This is a genomic window from Sandaracinaceae bacterium, from assembly GCA_016706685.1.
In the GTDB taxonomy this organism is placed as follows: Bacteria; Myxococcota_A; Polyangia; order Polyangiales; family Houyiibacteriaceae; genus JADJJE01.
This window is the reverse complement of sequence record JADJJE010000011.1, coordinates 172,042-187,772: the sequence shown is the minus strand read 5'-3', so window position 1 is coordinate 187,772 and position 15,731 is coordinate 172,042. Positions and strand designations below refer to the sequence as shown.

Here is a 15,731-nt window from a genome sequence, read left to right as displayed (position 1 = left end):
CACCCCGACTCGTCATCGCGGTTCCTTCTCCGCCCGCTTCTTCGGCTTCATCGCCTTGGCGATGCTGGCCTCGAGCGCGGCACGGTCCGCCACTTCGCCAGAGTAGGTCGCGAGCACGGGGCCCAGCAGCTTCGGGCGCTTCTCGGCCGCGCAGCGCAGGTGGTACCAGCGCATCGTCGGTTCATCCGAGTCCGAGAAGCGATTGGGTGCAGCCTCGCCGAAGCGCAGCTCGCCCTTCGCGATCTTCTGCTTGCAGCCGCGGCATCCGGCCCGTCCCGAGGGCGCGACCTCGATGAGGTGCGAGACCGGCTCGCTGACCGGCACGGGCTCACCGCCGAGCGCCGCGATGCCTTTCGCGAGGCGCGTGCGGTCGGGTTTGCGCTTGGCGTTCGCAAGCTCGGTTTCGAGCACGGGAAGCCCCGCCGGGTCGCCCAGCGCGACCAGCAGCTCGACCCCACGGTCCACCCCGAGTCGCGCGAAGTTCTCGCGGATGAGGGGCAGGGCCTGCGGCAGCTTCCACAGCGCGAGCACCCCCATGGCGTTCAGGCGGATCTGGTCGTGCACGTCGTAGGGGTGGTCACTCCACGAAGGCCCCGTGGTGGTGAGGCGCACGAAGAAGTCTTCCCACGCGGGCGATCGGCGCTCCGGGTGGTCATAGAACGACATGACGATCCAGCGCAGGGACTCGAGCCGACCAGGGAACGCGCGCCGGTCTCCGTCGAGGAGCGGTTCGGCGCGAGCGGCGGCGTTCTCCGGGTCGCTCGCGAAGAGGGCGTCTACGATCCAGTGATGCACGTAGGCGTTCGACTCGGTGTCCTGCCACACGCCGAGCAGCGCCGCGAGCTGCACATCGGCCTCGCGCCCGCCGAGCTTCCGCGCACGCTCGTGGTCGCGGAGGAACCAGCGCGGTGACTCGATCCAGATGCGCATGATCTCGCCACGCGCCTCCCCACGTTCCCACAGCGCGTGCATCAGGACGTACGCCGTGAGGATGTCGTCCTCGACGTGCCTCTCCTTCGGCGCCAGCCTGCGCAAGCGCTCCAGCATCCGCGCGCTCGCGTCGTCGTCGCGGCGACCAGCCAGCGCCATCACCAGCGGACTCGAGGGCAGCCAGTCGCGCACCGTGTAGATGGCGTGCGGAGGCAGCAGGGTCGGGAGCTTGTCGAACACGTCGTCCATGTCGCGCGCGCTCGCGATGACGGCACCGTCCGCTTCGCGCTTCGCCGCGATGTCTTTCAGGACTTGCTCGAACCCACCAGGCGGCTGGTGCTTGGCCACCATGGCAGCCACGAGCGCGTCGGCCTCCCGATACGCATCCGTGTTCTCGACGGCGGAGGCCTCGTCATCGTCCAGCTCCTCGCACGTGGAGGTGCCCTCTGCGGCGGCAGCCCGCACGCCGAACACGCCCGGGTAGTCGCGGTACCCGACCACGGTGAGGGCGCCCTCACCGCCGAAGCTGGCCGCCTGCCGGAACGCGCACACGAGCGGCCTGCGTGCCTCCAGGAACTCGTCGCCGCCTTTGTCCACGACGGCGCGGAGCTTCAGCGTGGTGTCGCCGTCCTCGACGAGGCTCAGCTCACCCGTGAAGTACGACAGCGCCTCGGCGGCGGTGGCGCCCTTCTTGTGGCTCCAGTCCTTCGGCGAATCGAAGCTCGTGCCGTCGAGCGCCGTCTTGCGCCACGCCGCCTTCTGCTCGGCGCTCGAGAACTGGAGGTCACCCAGGAAGACGTAGCTGTAGCCCACGGCGCCATCATATCGAAGATCCGAATCCCGAGCGGCAGCTCAGAGCGAGCGCAGCCACAGCACCAGCGACACCGTCACGATGCCGGCGATGTTGAGCCAGAACCCGGTGCGCACCATGAAGCGGATCGGGATCCGGCCCGTGCCGTAGACCACGGCGTTCGGCGGCGTGGCCACAGGGAGCATGAAGCCGCACGAAGCGGCCAGGGCGGCTGGCAACATGACCAGCTCCGGGCCGAGGCCAGAGGACTGCGCAAACGGGGCGAGGATCGGCATCAGCAGCGTGGTGACGGCGGTGTTGGACGTGACCTCGCTCAGGAACGCGACCGAAGCGCACAACAGCAACAGCATGGCGAACAACGGCAGACTCGCGAGCCCCGCGAGGGCGTGGACCATCTCGGCCGACAAGCCCGACACCTCGAAGCCCTTCGCGAGAGCGAGCCCACCGCCGAACAGCAGCACCACCTCCCATGGGATGTTCCTGGCCGTCGGCCAGTCGAGCAGGCGTTGCCCTGGGATCTCCGACGGCAGCACGAACAGCAACGTGGTGCCGAACACGGCCACCGTCGTGTCGTCCACGGTCGCGTCGAGCCCTGCGAGGGGCGCCCAGCCGATGGAGACCGTGCCGAGATCGAACTCACGCGTGACCCACAAGAGCACCATGGTGCCGAACACGGCAGCGACCCATTTTTCATCGCGCGACATGGGACCCAGCGCCGCGCGCTCACTGAGGAGCACTTCGTGACCGGCGCCCGAGACGGCGCTCGGCAGGCGCGCCGCGTGCACGAAGTACACGTAGAGGAACGCGGTCATGACGACCGCGATGGGCACCGCGAACGACATCCACTCGAGGAAGCTGGGCCCTCGACCGAACGCGTCGTGGACGGCCCCGAGATAGATCAGGTTCGGCGGTGTGCCGAGTGGCGTGCCGATGCCGCCGATCGACGCGGCGTAGCCGATGGCCAGGATCAGCGACGCGGAGAAGCGCTCGAAGGCGGCGCGGTCCGGCATCTCGGGCTCGAGGCGCGTCAGCAGCGCGAGGCCAATGGGAAGCATAATGAGCGTGGCGGCCGTGTTGGCGATCCACATGGAGCAGAAGCCCGTGGCCACCAGCATGCCCAGCACCAGCCGACGCGGTGACGCCCCGAGGCGCACCAGCACGGCCAGCGCGATGCGCCGGTGCAGGCCACACCTCTCGATGGCCAGGGCCGCCATGAAGCCCGCCATCATCAGCAGGATGAAGCGATCCATGTAGGTGCCAGCGATGACGGCCGAGGTCGCCACGCCCGCCACCGGCAGCAGCACCAGGGGCAACAGCGACGTGGCCGCGAGCGGCATGCACTCGGCGATCCACCAGAGGGCCACCCAGAACGTCGCACCCAGCGTCGCGAACGCGGGCGCGCTGAGCCCCGAGGGGACCACACCTGCGTGGGCGAGGACGATGCTCGTGACTCCCACCAGCGGACCGAGCCACAGCGCGATGCGACTGGGCGACAACGACGGCATGCGGTCTTCTAGCACGCGCGGCGAGACGCTTGCGGTGAGCGCTTCGTCCTGATAAGGCTAACGATGATTAGCCGCGCGCGCGCGGAACACGCGTGACCTGCCCAGCCATCCCCGATCGGTCGTCCCTAGCATGCTCGCCTCGCTCTTCTCCGCGCTGGTCTCCCTGGTCGTCCTGGTCATCCTGCTCTTCGGCCTGCTGGTGGCCTGGAAGGGCGGTCGCGGGGCTGTGGTGTGGCTGCTCGACATCTACCGCCGCTTCAACCTCGCGGTCCTCGCGTTCCGGGGTGACACGCCCGCGAGCGAGGCGGAGCGACGCGTGGTCTCCGGTCAGGCCTGGGCCGAGTGGTGCGACACGCTCAAGTCCGCCGGCGCCACCCTCACGTCGCCGGGCTGTCCCACCAGCCCCTTCGACCAGGCGGAGGGCTATCGGTATCTGACGCGCCTGGTGCGCGGTTCGCTCGAGAACTACCTCGAGTGCAACGACCCGCACGCCCCCACGCTGGTCTCGTTGGCGAACGGCCTGCGCGACGCGCCCGTGAAGCTGGGCGCCGACAACCCCGACAACCTGTACCTGAACGCCAACCTCGACGCGCGCGAGACGTATCGCCTGGTGGGCATGCGCGGCACGGTCCCGTACCTGGGCCTCGGCATGCAGGCGGGCACCTACGGAGGTGCTGGCGGTCTCAAGACCATCGCGTACAAGGAGGCGGGCGCGGACGAGTTCGACGTCCGGGACGATGGGACCATCGAGCTGGTGCTCTCGGCCACTCCCCCTGCGAACGGCGACACCCGCAACTGGCTGCCGCTCCCCGCGCCCACGCCCGAGTCCACGCGCGCCATGCTCATCGTGCGGCAGACGTTCAAGGACCGCGCCACCGAGGCGGCGGCCGACCTCCGCATCGAGCGCACGAGCGGCCCGCACCGTCCGTCGCCCCTCACCTGCGCGCAGCTGGAAGACGCGCTCCGCACGTCGGGCATGTTCGTGGCGGGGGCCAGCATGATGTTCGCGCGCTGGGCGAAGGGCTTCCAGGAGCACGTGAACACGCTGCCCCTCTTCGACCAGAAGCGCTCCGACGACGCCGGTGGCGATCCGAAGATCCGCTACTACCACTCGTACTGGCAGCTGGGCGCCGACGAGGCGCTGGTCATTACGGCGAAGCCACCGCCGTGCCAGCACTGGAACTTCCAGCTCAACAACCACTGGATGGAGTCGCTCGACTACCGCTACTTCCAGGTGCACGTAAACGACCGCTCCGCGCACGTGAACCCGGACGACGGCTCCGTGCGCGTGATCGTCGCCCCTCGCGACCCGCGCGACTTGCTGCGTCCTGGCCTCACATACGACTTCATCGACACCTGCGGCCACACGCAGGGCCAGATGCTCTGGCGCTGGGTGCGCGTGGACGACGCCTGGGACACCGCGAGCGGCCGCCTCCCCCAGCCGGAGTGCCGGGTGGTGAAGCTCACCGAGCTGAACGCGCTGTAGCGTGACGCGCGAAGACGAGTGGCTCTTCGGCTGGGACGAGACCCCCGGGATCGTCTCCGTCTGGGCAGACGGGACAGGTCTCGCGCACGTCTTCCGGCGCATCCCCGAGACGCGGGCGCTGGTGCACGAGCAGGCCCGCTTCCGTCCTTGGATCCTGCTCGCGTCCCTCGAAGACCTCGCACACCTGGGCGGTTCCCTCGCGCCCACGCACGACACGCGCAGCGCCCCTTTCACGTACGAAGCGCTCGACGGGCCGGGCGCGCTCCGCTTCCGGGTGTCCGCGCACGATCAACGCGCGCTCCATGCTGCCATCTTGGCGGGCGCGTCACGGCGCCTCGGCCGCAGGCTCAACCACGTGCGCGAGCTCGGCGTAGAGGCGGTCTTCACGCTTCCCCCCGGAGGAGCAGTACTTGGTCTCCACGGGGCGCACCTACTTCCGCGACCTCCCGTTCGACGCGCTCGTGCGCATGCAGTTGGACCTCGAGACCACGGGGCTCGACCCGGAGACCAGCCGCATCTTCCTCGTGGCTGTCCGCGACTCGAACGGTGCCGCGACCACGTTGGAGGCCGAAGGGGAGGGCGACGCGGCCGAGGCCGACCTCATCCGCAGGCTCGCCGCCGTGGTGCGCGCGCAAGACCCCGACGTGATCGAGAACCACAACCTGCACGGCTTCGACCTGCCGTTCCTCGCGCGGCGGGCCCGGAAGCTTGGCGTCCCGCTCGTGCTCGGCCGGCTCGACGGGGTGGGCCTCTCGCGCAGGCCGTCGGCGCGCGGGACGAGCTTCGACGACGCGGGCGGCGCGTCCATGCGGCGAGCCCGCTACACCATGCCCGGGCGCGAGCTGATCGACACGCTCGACGCGGTGCGGCGGCACGACTTCGCTGCGCGCGACCTCCCGGGGCACGGGCTCAAGGCGGTCGCACGGCACTTCGGTCTCGCGCGCGACGACCGCCCGCTCATCCCGGGCGCGCGTGTGTACGCCACGTTCCTCGAGGACCCCGAGCGCGTCCGCGACTATGCGCGTGAAGACGTCCACGAGGCAGGCCAGCTGGCGCGGCTGCTGGGCGGTGCGGCGTTCGCCCTAGCGCGCATGGCGGCGCGTCGCTACGAGCGCATCGCCGACGCTGGGCCTGCCACAGGGGTCATCGACCCACTGCTGGTGCGCGCCTACCTGCGCGAAGGGAAGGCGCTGCCCGCCCACGAAGCGGGCGACGGCACCCTGCACACGGGCGCGGCGCTCCACCTCTTCGCCACCGGCGTGGCCGAGCGCATCGTGAAGGCCGACGTGGCGAGCCTCTACCCGTCGCTCATGCGGCAGTACCAGATTGGTCCGAAGCGCGATCACCTGGGCGTGCTGCTCACGGTGGTCGACAGGCTGGTCGAGGGCCGGCTCGCCGCGAAGGCACGCGCCCGTGCCGCGGCTCCCGGCTCGCCAGAGCGCCACACCGACGAGGCCCTGTCGGCGGCCATGAAGCTCATCGTGAACTCCGCCTATGGCTATCTCGGTGCCACCTCGCTCACGCGCTTCGCCGACGTGCACGCGGCCAACGAGGTGACCCGGCGCGGGCGCGAGACGCTCGCCATGCTGTGTCGCGAGCTCGCCCAGCGCGGCGTGACCTTGCTCGAGGCGGACACCGACGGGGTGTACTTCTCCGTGCCGGTGGCCTTCACGGAGGCCGACGAGCGCCGCGTGGTGTCGGAGGTGGACGCGCTGTTGCCGCCCCTCGTGAGCCTGGAATACGACGGCCGCTACCGCGCCATGCTGTCGCACGAGTCCAAGAACTACGCGCTCCTCGGCCATGATGGAGAGGTGCGCCTCAAGGGAGTGGCCTTCCGGTCGAGCCGCGCGGAGCCCTTCGGCGAGGCGTTCCTCCGGCGCGCGATCGGCGCGCTGCTGGTCTCGGACGTGGCGCATGTGCGCGAGGTGTACGTCGAGGTCGCGGAGGCCATCCGCTACAGGAAGCTCCCCACCCGGGAGGTCACGGCGCGCGTACGCGTCACCAAGACGAGAGCGCAGTATCTGGCTGCACGCGACACCCGCCGCGAGCACACATACGAGGCGCTCCTGGCGAGCGGTCGCCCGTTCCGAGTCGGCGAGAAGGTTCGCGTCTATCGACGCACAGGGGGACAGGCCACCGTGCTCCCGGACAGCGACGACGAAGTGGAGGCGCCGCGGGACTACGACACCGCCTACTACGAACGCCTCCTCCGCGACACGTACGCGACGCGCCTCTCGCGCGCGTTCACCCCCGAGGACTTTGCAGCCGTCTTCGCGGACCGCACCCAGCTCACCCTCTTCCCCCGAGTGCTCGCCGACGTGCGGCCCGTGCTAGAACGACGTCTCGGTCCCTCGGGGGCAAAGGAATCGTAGAGAAAGCATGCGCCAAACCATCGCTGGGCTCGCCACGTTCGTCCTGATGTCGGCCACGCTCGCCGCATGCGAGAGCGAGTCCGAGGCGTGTCGTTCGCTTCGGGTTCGTTGCGAGTCCGTGCTTCGGGCGCCCGGCGTCTACCCCGACTGGGAACCCATCTGCGCTGCGCCGTTCGATGACGAGCAGAGCTGCTCACGCCGCGCCACGCGCGCTGGCCAAGCGACCAACGCCCGCGCCGAGCGCTGGGTGGAAGGCGGGCGCGTGGGGACAGAACCCAGGTTCCCTCCCGGTGCCGAGTGAGAAGTGGTGCGTCCATGGTGCTCCTCAACGCTCCACGACGTCACGTGCGTGGGGGGCTGAGCGCCGGCGCCTAGCGCTCGGTGCCCCGCACGTGGCACGGTCAGCAGGTGAACAACCTCACCGCCGACGGCCACAACCTCATTCAGTTCATCTCCAGCCGCTACGGGCTCAGCCGCGACTCGGCGTACTCCATGTTGGTTGCAGTGAGCAACGGCGGCGGCACCATGGCGCAGTTCTACTGCCCCGAGCTGGGCAGTGGGCAGTGGATGCGCGGCGGGATGACCATGGTCAGCGACATGTTCAACCACGGCCTCAAGAACACCGTGAACAACCTGTGCGACGAGCTGTCCAACGCGCTCGCCACCCAGCAGATCTTCCAGCCTGCACCGGCGGGCCGCGGGGGCGGCGGAAGCCAGTGGTGGCCCGAGGACCTCGGCAGCCCGTCCAGCAGCGGATCACAGAACGACATCCGCTATGCGTTCTTTCCGCAGGCCCGCCGCCTCGCGGTGCAGCGCGACGGGCAGGTGAGCCTCTTCGACACCGAGGACCACAACATCGGCGGCGTCAGCCAGCAGCAGGGCGGCGGCAGCTCCCTCACCTTCACCAGCCAGTACGGCACCGTTTCCACGCTGAGCCTTCCGCTCATCTCCGGGCCGGGCTTCCAGTCCCACGCGGACAACAATTTCGCTGCACCTCCGGCGCATCCGTCGTTCGCTTCGGCCTCGCCCCAGCCGCAGTCTTCGGCCGCCTCCGGCCAAGGCCACGCCGAGATCCTCGCGCTCCTCGAAAAGCTCGGCCAGCTCCGCGACGCGGGTGTGCTCACCCCCGAAGAGTTCAACGCGAAGAAGACCGACCTGCTGAACCGCCTCTGACCGGCTTCCCCGGCGTGAACGCCTACCGTCTCGCAGGAGTCGCGCGCGCGCACGGGGTGATGGGACGTCCTGCCTCTGCCGCCGCGGCACGCTCGGCAATCTCCTCGGGGTCGCAGTGGAGATGCATGGCCCAAGCATCGGTGATGAGATAGTCGGTGCCAAAGCGGGCCGCGGCGCGCATGGAGTCCATCCCGGGTTCACCCACCGACGCGCCCCGCAGGCTCTCCGCAGCAGCGGACGTGTCTCCCAGCACCAGCCGTGCCGTGGCCACCGCTGGACGCGCATTGGGGGCGAGGCGCGTCTCATGTGCCTGCAGCCTGCGACGCAGTCGCTCGGACCGCGTCGCGTCGAGGCCCGCTCCATGCAGCACCTGCAGCAGCATCGCGCGCCGGTGCTCGTCGGCGTCCACCGTGGGGAGGGCGGCGTAGTGGTCCACGGCCGCGTCGAGGACATCGTCCGTCAGAGCCTGCGGTTCGGCCCTTCGCAGTTCCCCCACGAGGGGGTCGCAGCGCACCGCCGGACAGCTCGCAGGCTCCATGGCGAGCGCGCGCGCCGCAGCGTCCAGGTGCCACGTGCGCCACGCCAGCCTCTCCGGCGGCAGGCCCCTGCCGGGCTCGTAGTGCGGCTCCAACTCCAGCAGCCGGTGTCCCGCCGGGTCGTAGCGGAACCCGCGTGCCACAATCGCAGGGTCGGCATCGACGGTGCGTCCACCCCACACCGCTCGCAGGAGCTCGCCACGCGGCCCCTCGCACTGCAGCGCAGGGGGCGCGGTCCAAGGGCTTATCCCCGGATCGAGCGTCCGCCGCCGGAAGATCTCGGAGAGCGCCCGGTAGGGGTCGTCGCCTTCGCAGTATGGCTTCGCGAGCACCCGGACCACTTCGGCCACGTCGGTGTCCACGGCAACGCCGAACCGGAAGCAGTGGAGCGCGGCGAGCGCGCTCTCGGTTGCGCCATGGTCGCGGGCCAGACGCACCACCTCCGCGCGACGTGTGTCCTCGCCCCGCTCGTGCGAGCAGAACCAGGCCGTGGCGAGCGCGCGCTCGGTGTCGTGCAGCGCAGGCTGCCGCAAGCGTCCGAGCACCACCGCATCGGCTTCGCGACCGAGCCACGTGAGCGCTTCCACCAACAGCTCCCCGCGCTTCTCGGGGTCGTCCTCGGCCGCCAGCGCGGCTTCGTAGGCTCGGTCGAGCGGCGCTTGAGGCAGCAGCGGGAGGGGCTCGCTGCTCAGCTCCTGCCCGTCGGCGCCTCGGCGCAGGCGACGAGTGGACACGATCGGACGCCGGTCCAGGCGCTCGAGGGGCAGCGCCTGCACCTCGCGCCAGGCGTCGCCGTCACGCACCTGCCCGAGCAAGAATGCTCCACCGTCGTCGAACGTGGCGATGTAGCTCGGCTCTCCGTCGGTGGTGACGGTGGCGTGCTGGGTGACCTCGGGCGGCAGCAGCGACGCCACCACCAGGACCGGCAACAACACGAGGCACGCCGCGGAGTGGCACGAGCCACCGGTCCCGCCACGTGAGTGCGTGACGCGCTCCACGTTCACCACCACTTCGGGCGGAGCATGCAGGGCGCGCACGGCGGCGAGGGTGGTGGGATCCTCCACGAAGACGTCTTCGGCACGGCCGCTGCGCCCGCCGCAGCCCATGCAGGCGGTCACGAGCAGCAGGAGGAGGTACGTCAGACTGGCCCTGCGCCCGTCGCCGGCTGCACGATTCATCTCGCCAGGCTGCGCCTGCGGATGTGGGAAGTCTACCGGTCCGGCCTGCTAGTCCGGCGGGCTGTAGCGCCCGAGGGGGCGCTCGGTGCGGTTCTTGTTACGCACCCGAAATCTCGGCGAAACACATGGGTGCCACTCCCGGAAACGGAACCCGGAGGTAACTCGTGGAACGGAAATCGATCCGCGGCGCAGCCATGACTGCGCTCGCGTGCTTCATCGTGCTCGTGCCCCAGGCGGCGCTCGCACAAGACCCACCCGCCATCGACAAGGGGGACAACGCGTTCCTCCTGGCGTGCACCGGCCTCGTGCTCATGATGACTGGCCCTGGCCTGGCGCTGTTCTACGGCGGCCTCGTGCGGAGCAAGAACGTGCTCAGCACCATGATGCACAGCTTCGTGATGATGAGCGTGGTCTCGATGCTCTGGGTGCTCTACGGCTATGGGATGTGCTTCGGCGAGGGCAACGCCTTCTTCGGCGACCCGGGCAGCGCGTTCCTGCTCCGAGGTGTGGACGGCGTGCCGAACGCCGACTACGCGGGCACGGTCCCCGAGCTGACCTTCGCGCTCTACCAGATGATGTTCGCCATCATCACCCCGGCGCTCATCAGCGGCGCCGTCGCCGAGCGCATGAAGTTCACCAGCTACCTCCTCTTCACGGTGCTCTGGTCCACCTTCGTGTACTTCCCCCTCTGCCACATGGTCTGGGGCAAGGGTGGCCTCTTCAACTGGTTCTTCGACGCGAGCGTCCCCGTGCTCGACTTCGCGGGCGGTACGGTCGTGCACATCAGCTCGGGCGTCTCGGCGCTGGTGTGCGCGCTCGTCCTCGGGAGGCGCCGCGGCTGGCCTGACCGGCCCATGATCCCGCACAACCTGGTCCTGTCACTCACGGGCACGGGCCTGCTGTGGTTCGGGTGGTTCGGCTTCAACGGCGGCAGCGCGCTCTCGGCGGGCGAGGTGGCCACGAGCGCGGTGGCGGCCACGCACTTTGCGGGCGCGGCCGGTGGCCTCGGGTGGTGCTTGGTCGAGTGGTCGGTGCAGAAGAAGCCCTCGGCGCTCGGCGTGGCCTCCGGCATGGTCGCGGGCCTCGCGACCATCACGCCCGCCTCGGGCTTCGTGAGCGTGGGCTCGGCGCTGCTCATCGGCTTCAGCGGCGGCTGTGTCTGCTACCTCGCGGTGGCCAAGGTGAAGGCCAAGCTCCAGTACGACGACTCGCTCGACGCGTTCGGCGTGCACGGGATCGGCAGCACCATCGGGATGCTGCTCTGCGGTCTGCTGGCGAGCGCGGAGGTCAACCCGGCCATCGCCTCTACCTACCGCCCCGGCGGAGGCGCGGTGGTCTCGCTCGAGGGGTCTCTCGGCCAGATGGGCAACCAGGCCATCGGCATCGTCACTACGGTCGCGATTGCTGCGTCGATGACGTTCCTCATCTTGAAGGTGGTCACTCTGGCGACGGGCGGCCTCCGCGTGGACGACGAGGCCGAAGAGCAGGGCCTCGACATCTCGCAGCACGGGGAAGAGGCCTACAACAACTGAGCGTCGGACTTCGCGCGGCTCAAGGGACGGGCTGCGCGAAGACGTCGATGGCCACGTTGTCGTCGCCGGGGAACAGGTTCGAGGCCGCGGACTGGAACACCACGAGCTCGCCACCCGCTGCGATGGAGACCGAGTAGCCTGTGCCGCCGTTGGGCGCGCCACCCACGAGGTTCCCCCCGACGAAGGAGAACGTCATGGTGCTGCGCTCGAAGACATACGCATTGAGCAGGTCGTTCTCGTACTCGGGGAAGAGCACGTCGGACACGAACGCGACGCGGTCACCGTCCGCGCTGATCACGGGGCTCGCGCAGTTTCCCTGGGTGACGCCGGCGAGGTCGAAGTTGACGCGCGTGGTCACGCCCGTGTCGCGGTCGAGGACATAGAGGTCCACCTTCCCGAAGAACTCCACCGACGGGAGCAGGTTCGTGGCCGCAGAGGCATAGACCAGGTAGCGGCCCGTGCTCGACAGCGATGGCGATGTGCTCGCGCCGTTGCCCGCGCCCCCCAACGCTGCGCTGCTCGCTCGGGTGGTGGTGCCCGCCGCACGAATGTACACGTCGTCGTGAGCATCGGTCTCGGCCATGCCGTCCACGAGGTTCGTCGCGAGCGACGCGAACGCGATGGAGGAGCCGTCCCCGCTCAGCGCGACGCGGCCGCTCGGACCGTCGGCCTCGACCCCGCTGCTGCTCACGCTCACGCGCGTGGTCGTCCCGAGGGTCCGGTCCCTGAGGAACACGTCGGTCACCCCGTTCGTGTCGTTCGCCACGAGGTTCGTGGCGTCGCTCTCGAAGAGCACGAAGCGCCCGTCGTCGCTGATGCCCACCCTCCGAAACGGCGCGCCCACGTAGCTCGGGTCGATGCTGCTCGGTCCGTTCGCTTGCGCTTCGTCGCTCGACACGCTGACGCGCTCGAAGGTCGCGGTCATGCGGTCGTACACGAACACGTCGGGGACCGCGTTGGCGTCTCCTCCGGCGAGCGACGCGGAGCGGCTCGTGAACGCCACGAAGCGTCCGTTCGCCGTGATGACGGCGCCGCCGCTCTCCCCCTGGATGCCGAGGCGCGTGGTGGTCCCCGCGCTCCGGTCCCGCACGAACAGGTCACCAGCCGAGGGCATGCCGCCCGCGAGGTTGTCGGCCTGGCTCGTGAACACCACGATCTGACCGTCGCCGCTGACCGTGGGCGCCAGGCTCGGCCCGCTGCCACCGGTCGCGGGCACTCCCGCGCTGCGGCTGATGAGCTCGACGCCGCTGACGCTGGTGGACGTGATCTCGACTTGGAAGGTGCGTGAGTCGCTGGCGCCTTCGGGGTCCGTGGCCGTGATGGTGACCTGCGCTTCACCCACGCCGCTGGTCGCCGGAACGAGGGTCACCTGAAAGCCACCCGAGCCGTCCCCGCTCCCCGAGATCGTGGAGAGCGTGATGCCTGCGGCGGGTAGGTACGTCTCGTTCGAAGACGCTGCCTCGAGCAAGAGGGTCTCGGGCGCGAGGCCATCGTCATAGACGCTCACGCCGAACGTCGGCAGCGCGTAACCCGCGAGGGTGCCCGTGTCGGCGATGAAGCCCAGCGCAGGCGCGGCGTTCACGCGCAGGGTGAAGCTCCGTGACGCGCTCGCCACCCCATCCTGCACCGTCACCGTGATCGTGTAGGACCCGGCGTCGGCGGCGGTGAGACCGCTGATCGTGAGAGTCCGTGAGAGCCCGCTCCCGCCGATCCCGAAGACGCTCGGCGCGAGCGTGACGGGGGAGGGCGTGCCGATGCTCGTCCCGGTGACGGTGATGGCCGGCGTGTTGGTGGTGGCGCCGTCGATCCCGAGCGCGATTGGACCGAGGTCCGTCCCTGGGATGGCGACGGCGTTCGCGAGTGGGTCCAGGGTGAGCGGCTGCCCGAGGTCGGCTGCGCCGTCCGGGGGGGCCCCGTCCGCGTCTCCACCGTCGGGGGGTTCCCCATCCGTGGTCACGCCTCCATCGTGCCCGCCGTCCGTCGTCGCCTCGGTGGGACCCGGCCCGCAGGCGCAGGCCAAGAAGGCGATGACGAAGGAAGCGAATCGGGCAGGCAGGGGCATCGCGAGGCACTCCGGAGTAGGTGGCTACTCCTGGTCGGTGCGCCTCGGGTGGTTCCGTCACGAAATCGCAGCGGCGGCAGCGCGCACGGCTAGGGCACCGTGCCCGTGCCGGTGCTGATCACCGGGTAGCCGTCGGCGCTGGTGTACTGGCTCCAGATGGAGATCTCGTCGCCCGAGGCCAGCGGAGCTGGGCTCAGGCTCGTGGGGAACACCTGCGCGGTGCCCGCTGGAACCACACCGAACGTGACTGGGCCCGTGAAGTTGCCCATGTCCGCCGACACCATCCACTTGATGTCGCCGCCGCTGTCCACCGCCAGCCAGGTCGCGGGGTCGTTGGGCGTCCACGAGATGGTGTTGCCCGTCGCGGTCACGGTTAGGGTCACCGTGTCGTAACCCTCGTCGAGCGTGAAGTTGAGCGCGCCCTCCGGGCACACCGGCGACCAGCGCTGACCATAGCGGAAGGCGCTGCGTGTCGCGTCCACCTGGGTGGTGGCGTTGCCCCACAAGGTCAGCGAGCCGAACAGCGCGGTCGAGACCGTGAACGAGCCGTCCAGCCCCGAGACCGCCGTGTAGACGCAGTTCTCGAGCGCGGTCCCGCAGACCGCCAGCAGCTCCTCGCTCTCCACGAAGTCGTCCCACGCCACCACCAACGCGCCCGCGATGGGAGTCCCTCGCACGTCGCGTACCGTGCCGCTGATGGTGCAGATCTGGAGGTCCAGCTCGTTGGCCGCGGTGAGCCGCAGCTCGCCGGCGTCGGTGCAGTTACCCCCACACGTGCCCGCAGCCACGTCGATGTCCACGTTGCCCATGTCGTACACCTTGCCGTCGTTGACGACGCGCACCGACACGGTCTGGGTCTCGCCCGTGACGCCGTCCTGGTCCACGTCCTCCCCGGCGCCCTCGCTGCGCATGACCTCGATGCAGAACGAGCCGTCGGCGGCGGTCACCGCGGGTGTGGATGCGCCGTTGTACGACACGCCGCGGAGCGTGACCGTGGCGCCAGCCACCGGCGTGCCACGGGAGTCCACCACCACGCCGCTGACACAGCCATGCGACTCCACCGGCCAGTCCACGTTCCAGTACGAGAAGTGCGTGACCTCACCCTCGGCCGACACGGTGCCGCCATAGGTCAGCGCACGGATGGCGGCGAGGTCCGCTTCGGGGATCAGCGCCCCCGTGCCGTCCACGAGGTGGCCCGTCCCGTCTGCGTCCCAGGTGCCTGCCTCCTCGTCGAACGAGTAGAGCGGGACCTCGATGCGATCCGTCCCCGGATCCATGTCCACGATGATGCTCCAGGTGTCGGTCGGGACCGCCATGCGCACCGTGGCCGGCGCCGCGAGCGTGGTCACCGGGTCACCGTTGTCGTCCGTGAGGGCCACCGAGGCGAACACGCCGGAGATCAGCATGGCGCCGTCGCGCTCCTCGAAGCCACCGGGGAAGGCGTCGGCTTGCGCCACCGGGTTGAACACGGCGGCCGAACCGCCGAATCCTTCGGGCAGGCCCTCGAGCACGAGCTGCCGGCCCTCGAGGGCGCAGCCCGCCGCGTCGCAGGTCAGGGGCTCGAGCTCGGTCAGCGTCACGTCGAAGAGCGCCTCGCCGTAGGGGCCCGCCACCAGCGTGCGGAACTGGGGCGCGTAGCCGTCGCTGCGAATGCTCACCACCACGCGGTCACCTTCGCTGGCCGCGGTGGTCAGCGAATATGCGCCGTCCGAGTCGGTCGTGGTCGCGGACGACTCGCCGCCGTCGATGAGCCCATTGCCGTTGCGATCGACCGTGACCACGACGTCGGCGCCCGAGAGCGCGCTGCCCTGGCCGGAGCCTGATGACCCCGACACGCGCCCGTGGGCCCAGAGATCGGGCCCGTTGTAGACGCCGGCGTCGGTGCCGCCTCCTCCGCCCGAACCACAGGCGGTGAGCACCATGACCACGATCAACGCGCCAATCCGGCGTGCCACTGAACCATGAGAGAGCGAGCTGCGAAACATGGAGCCTCCGTTCGAGAAACCAACGCGGCGCCCAAGAGCAACGCTCGTGCCATGCGTGGATTTCGCGGCGTTCGGCGCCGTTCGGTCGCGTGTCGGTCCCCGCCCGCACCGTGCCTTGCGCGCCATGTCATCGGCGCGCACACCCGGCGCGACGCATGTGC

9 protein-coding genes and 1 pseudogene are annotated in these 15,731 nt (G+C 69.9%); 5 read left to right on the top strand and 5 right to left on the bottom strand.

Annotation, left to right across the window (positions count from 1 at the left end; genetic code table 11):
- Positions 1-12: 12 nt before the first annotated feature.
- Positions 13-1,743: a hypothetical protein gene (locus IPI43_14215; protein MBK7775262.1), complete on the bottom strand. Its 1,731-nt coding sequence runs from the start codon at positions 1,741-1,743 to the stop codon at positions 13-15.
- A gap of 39 nt (positions 1,744-1,782) precedes the next feature.
- On the bottom strand, positions 1,783-3,246 hold the full coding sequence (locus IPI43_14210; GenBank protein ID MBK7775261.1) for an SLC13/DASS family transporter: 1,464 nt from the start codon (positions 3,244-3,246) through the stop codon (positions 1,783-1,785).
- A gap of 130 nt (positions 3,247-3,376) precedes the next feature.
- On the opposite strand from IPI43_14210, the gene IPI43_14205 reads away from it, so the two are divergent.
- From IPI43_14205 to IPI43_14190, 4 genes and pseudogenes are all read left to right on the top strand, one after another.
- Positions 3,377-4,732, top strand: a complete 1,356-nt coding sequence (locus IPI43_14205) for a DUF1214 domain-containing protein (protein MBK7775260.1) — start codon at positions 3,377-3,379, stop codon at positions 4,730-4,732.
- A 1-nt stretch (position 4,733) separates the two neighbouring features.
- Positions 4,734-7,104, top strand: a pseudogene (locus IPI43_14200) (ribonuclease H-like domain-containing protein).
- 7 nt (positions 7,105-7,111) lie between these two features.
- Positions 7,112-7,405 carry a hypothetical protein gene (locus tag IPI43_14195; protein ID MBK7775259.1) on the top strand — a complete coding sequence of 98 codons (294 nt, stop codon included), beginning with the start codon at positions 7,112-7,114 and terminating at the stop codon, positions 7,403-7,405.
- A 107-nt stretch (positions 7,406-7,512) separates the two neighbouring features.
- Positions 7,513-8,277: an SHOCT domain-containing protein gene (locus IPI43_14190; protein ID MBK7775258.1), complete on the top strand. Its 765-nt coding sequence runs from the start codon at positions 7,513-7,515 to the stop codon at positions 8,275-8,277.
- A gap of 22 nt (positions 8,278-8,299) precedes the next feature.
- Here IPI43_14190 and IPI43_14185 read toward each other — a convergent pair whose 3' ends face one another.
- Positions 8,300-9,991, bottom strand: coding sequence for a hypothetical protein (locus IPI43_14185; GenBank protein MBK7775257.1), 1,692 nt, complete (start codon positions 9,989-9,991; stop codon positions 8,300-8,302).
- 194 nt (positions 9,992-10,185) lie between these two features.
- On the opposite strand from IPI43_14185, the gene IPI43_14180 reads away from it, so the two are divergent.
- Entirely contained in the window at positions 10,186-11,523 is a 1,338-nt protein-coding gene (locus tag IPI43_14180) for an ammonium transporter (protein ID MBK7775256.1), read from the top strand.
- Between the two features lie 19 nt (positions 11,524-11,542).
- On the opposite strand, the gene IPI43_14175 is transcribed toward IPI43_14180, so the two are convergent.
- Both IPI43_14175 and IPI43_14170 read right to left on the bottom strand, forming a co-directional pair.
- Positions 11,543-13,585: a PD40 domain-containing protein gene (locus IPI43_14175; GenBank protein ID MBK7775255.1), complete on the bottom strand. Its 2,043-nt coding sequence runs from the start codon at positions 13,583-13,585 to the stop codon at positions 11,543-11,545.
- 89 nt (positions 13,586-13,674) lie between these two features.
- Complete coding sequence (locus IPI43_14170) at positions 13,675-15,540, bottom strand: carboxypeptidase regulatory-like domain-containing protein (GenBank protein ID MBK7775254.1); 1,866 nt, start codon at positions 15,538-15,540, stop codon at positions 13,675-13,677.
- Between the last annotated feature and the right edge of the window lie 191 nt (positions 15,541-15,731).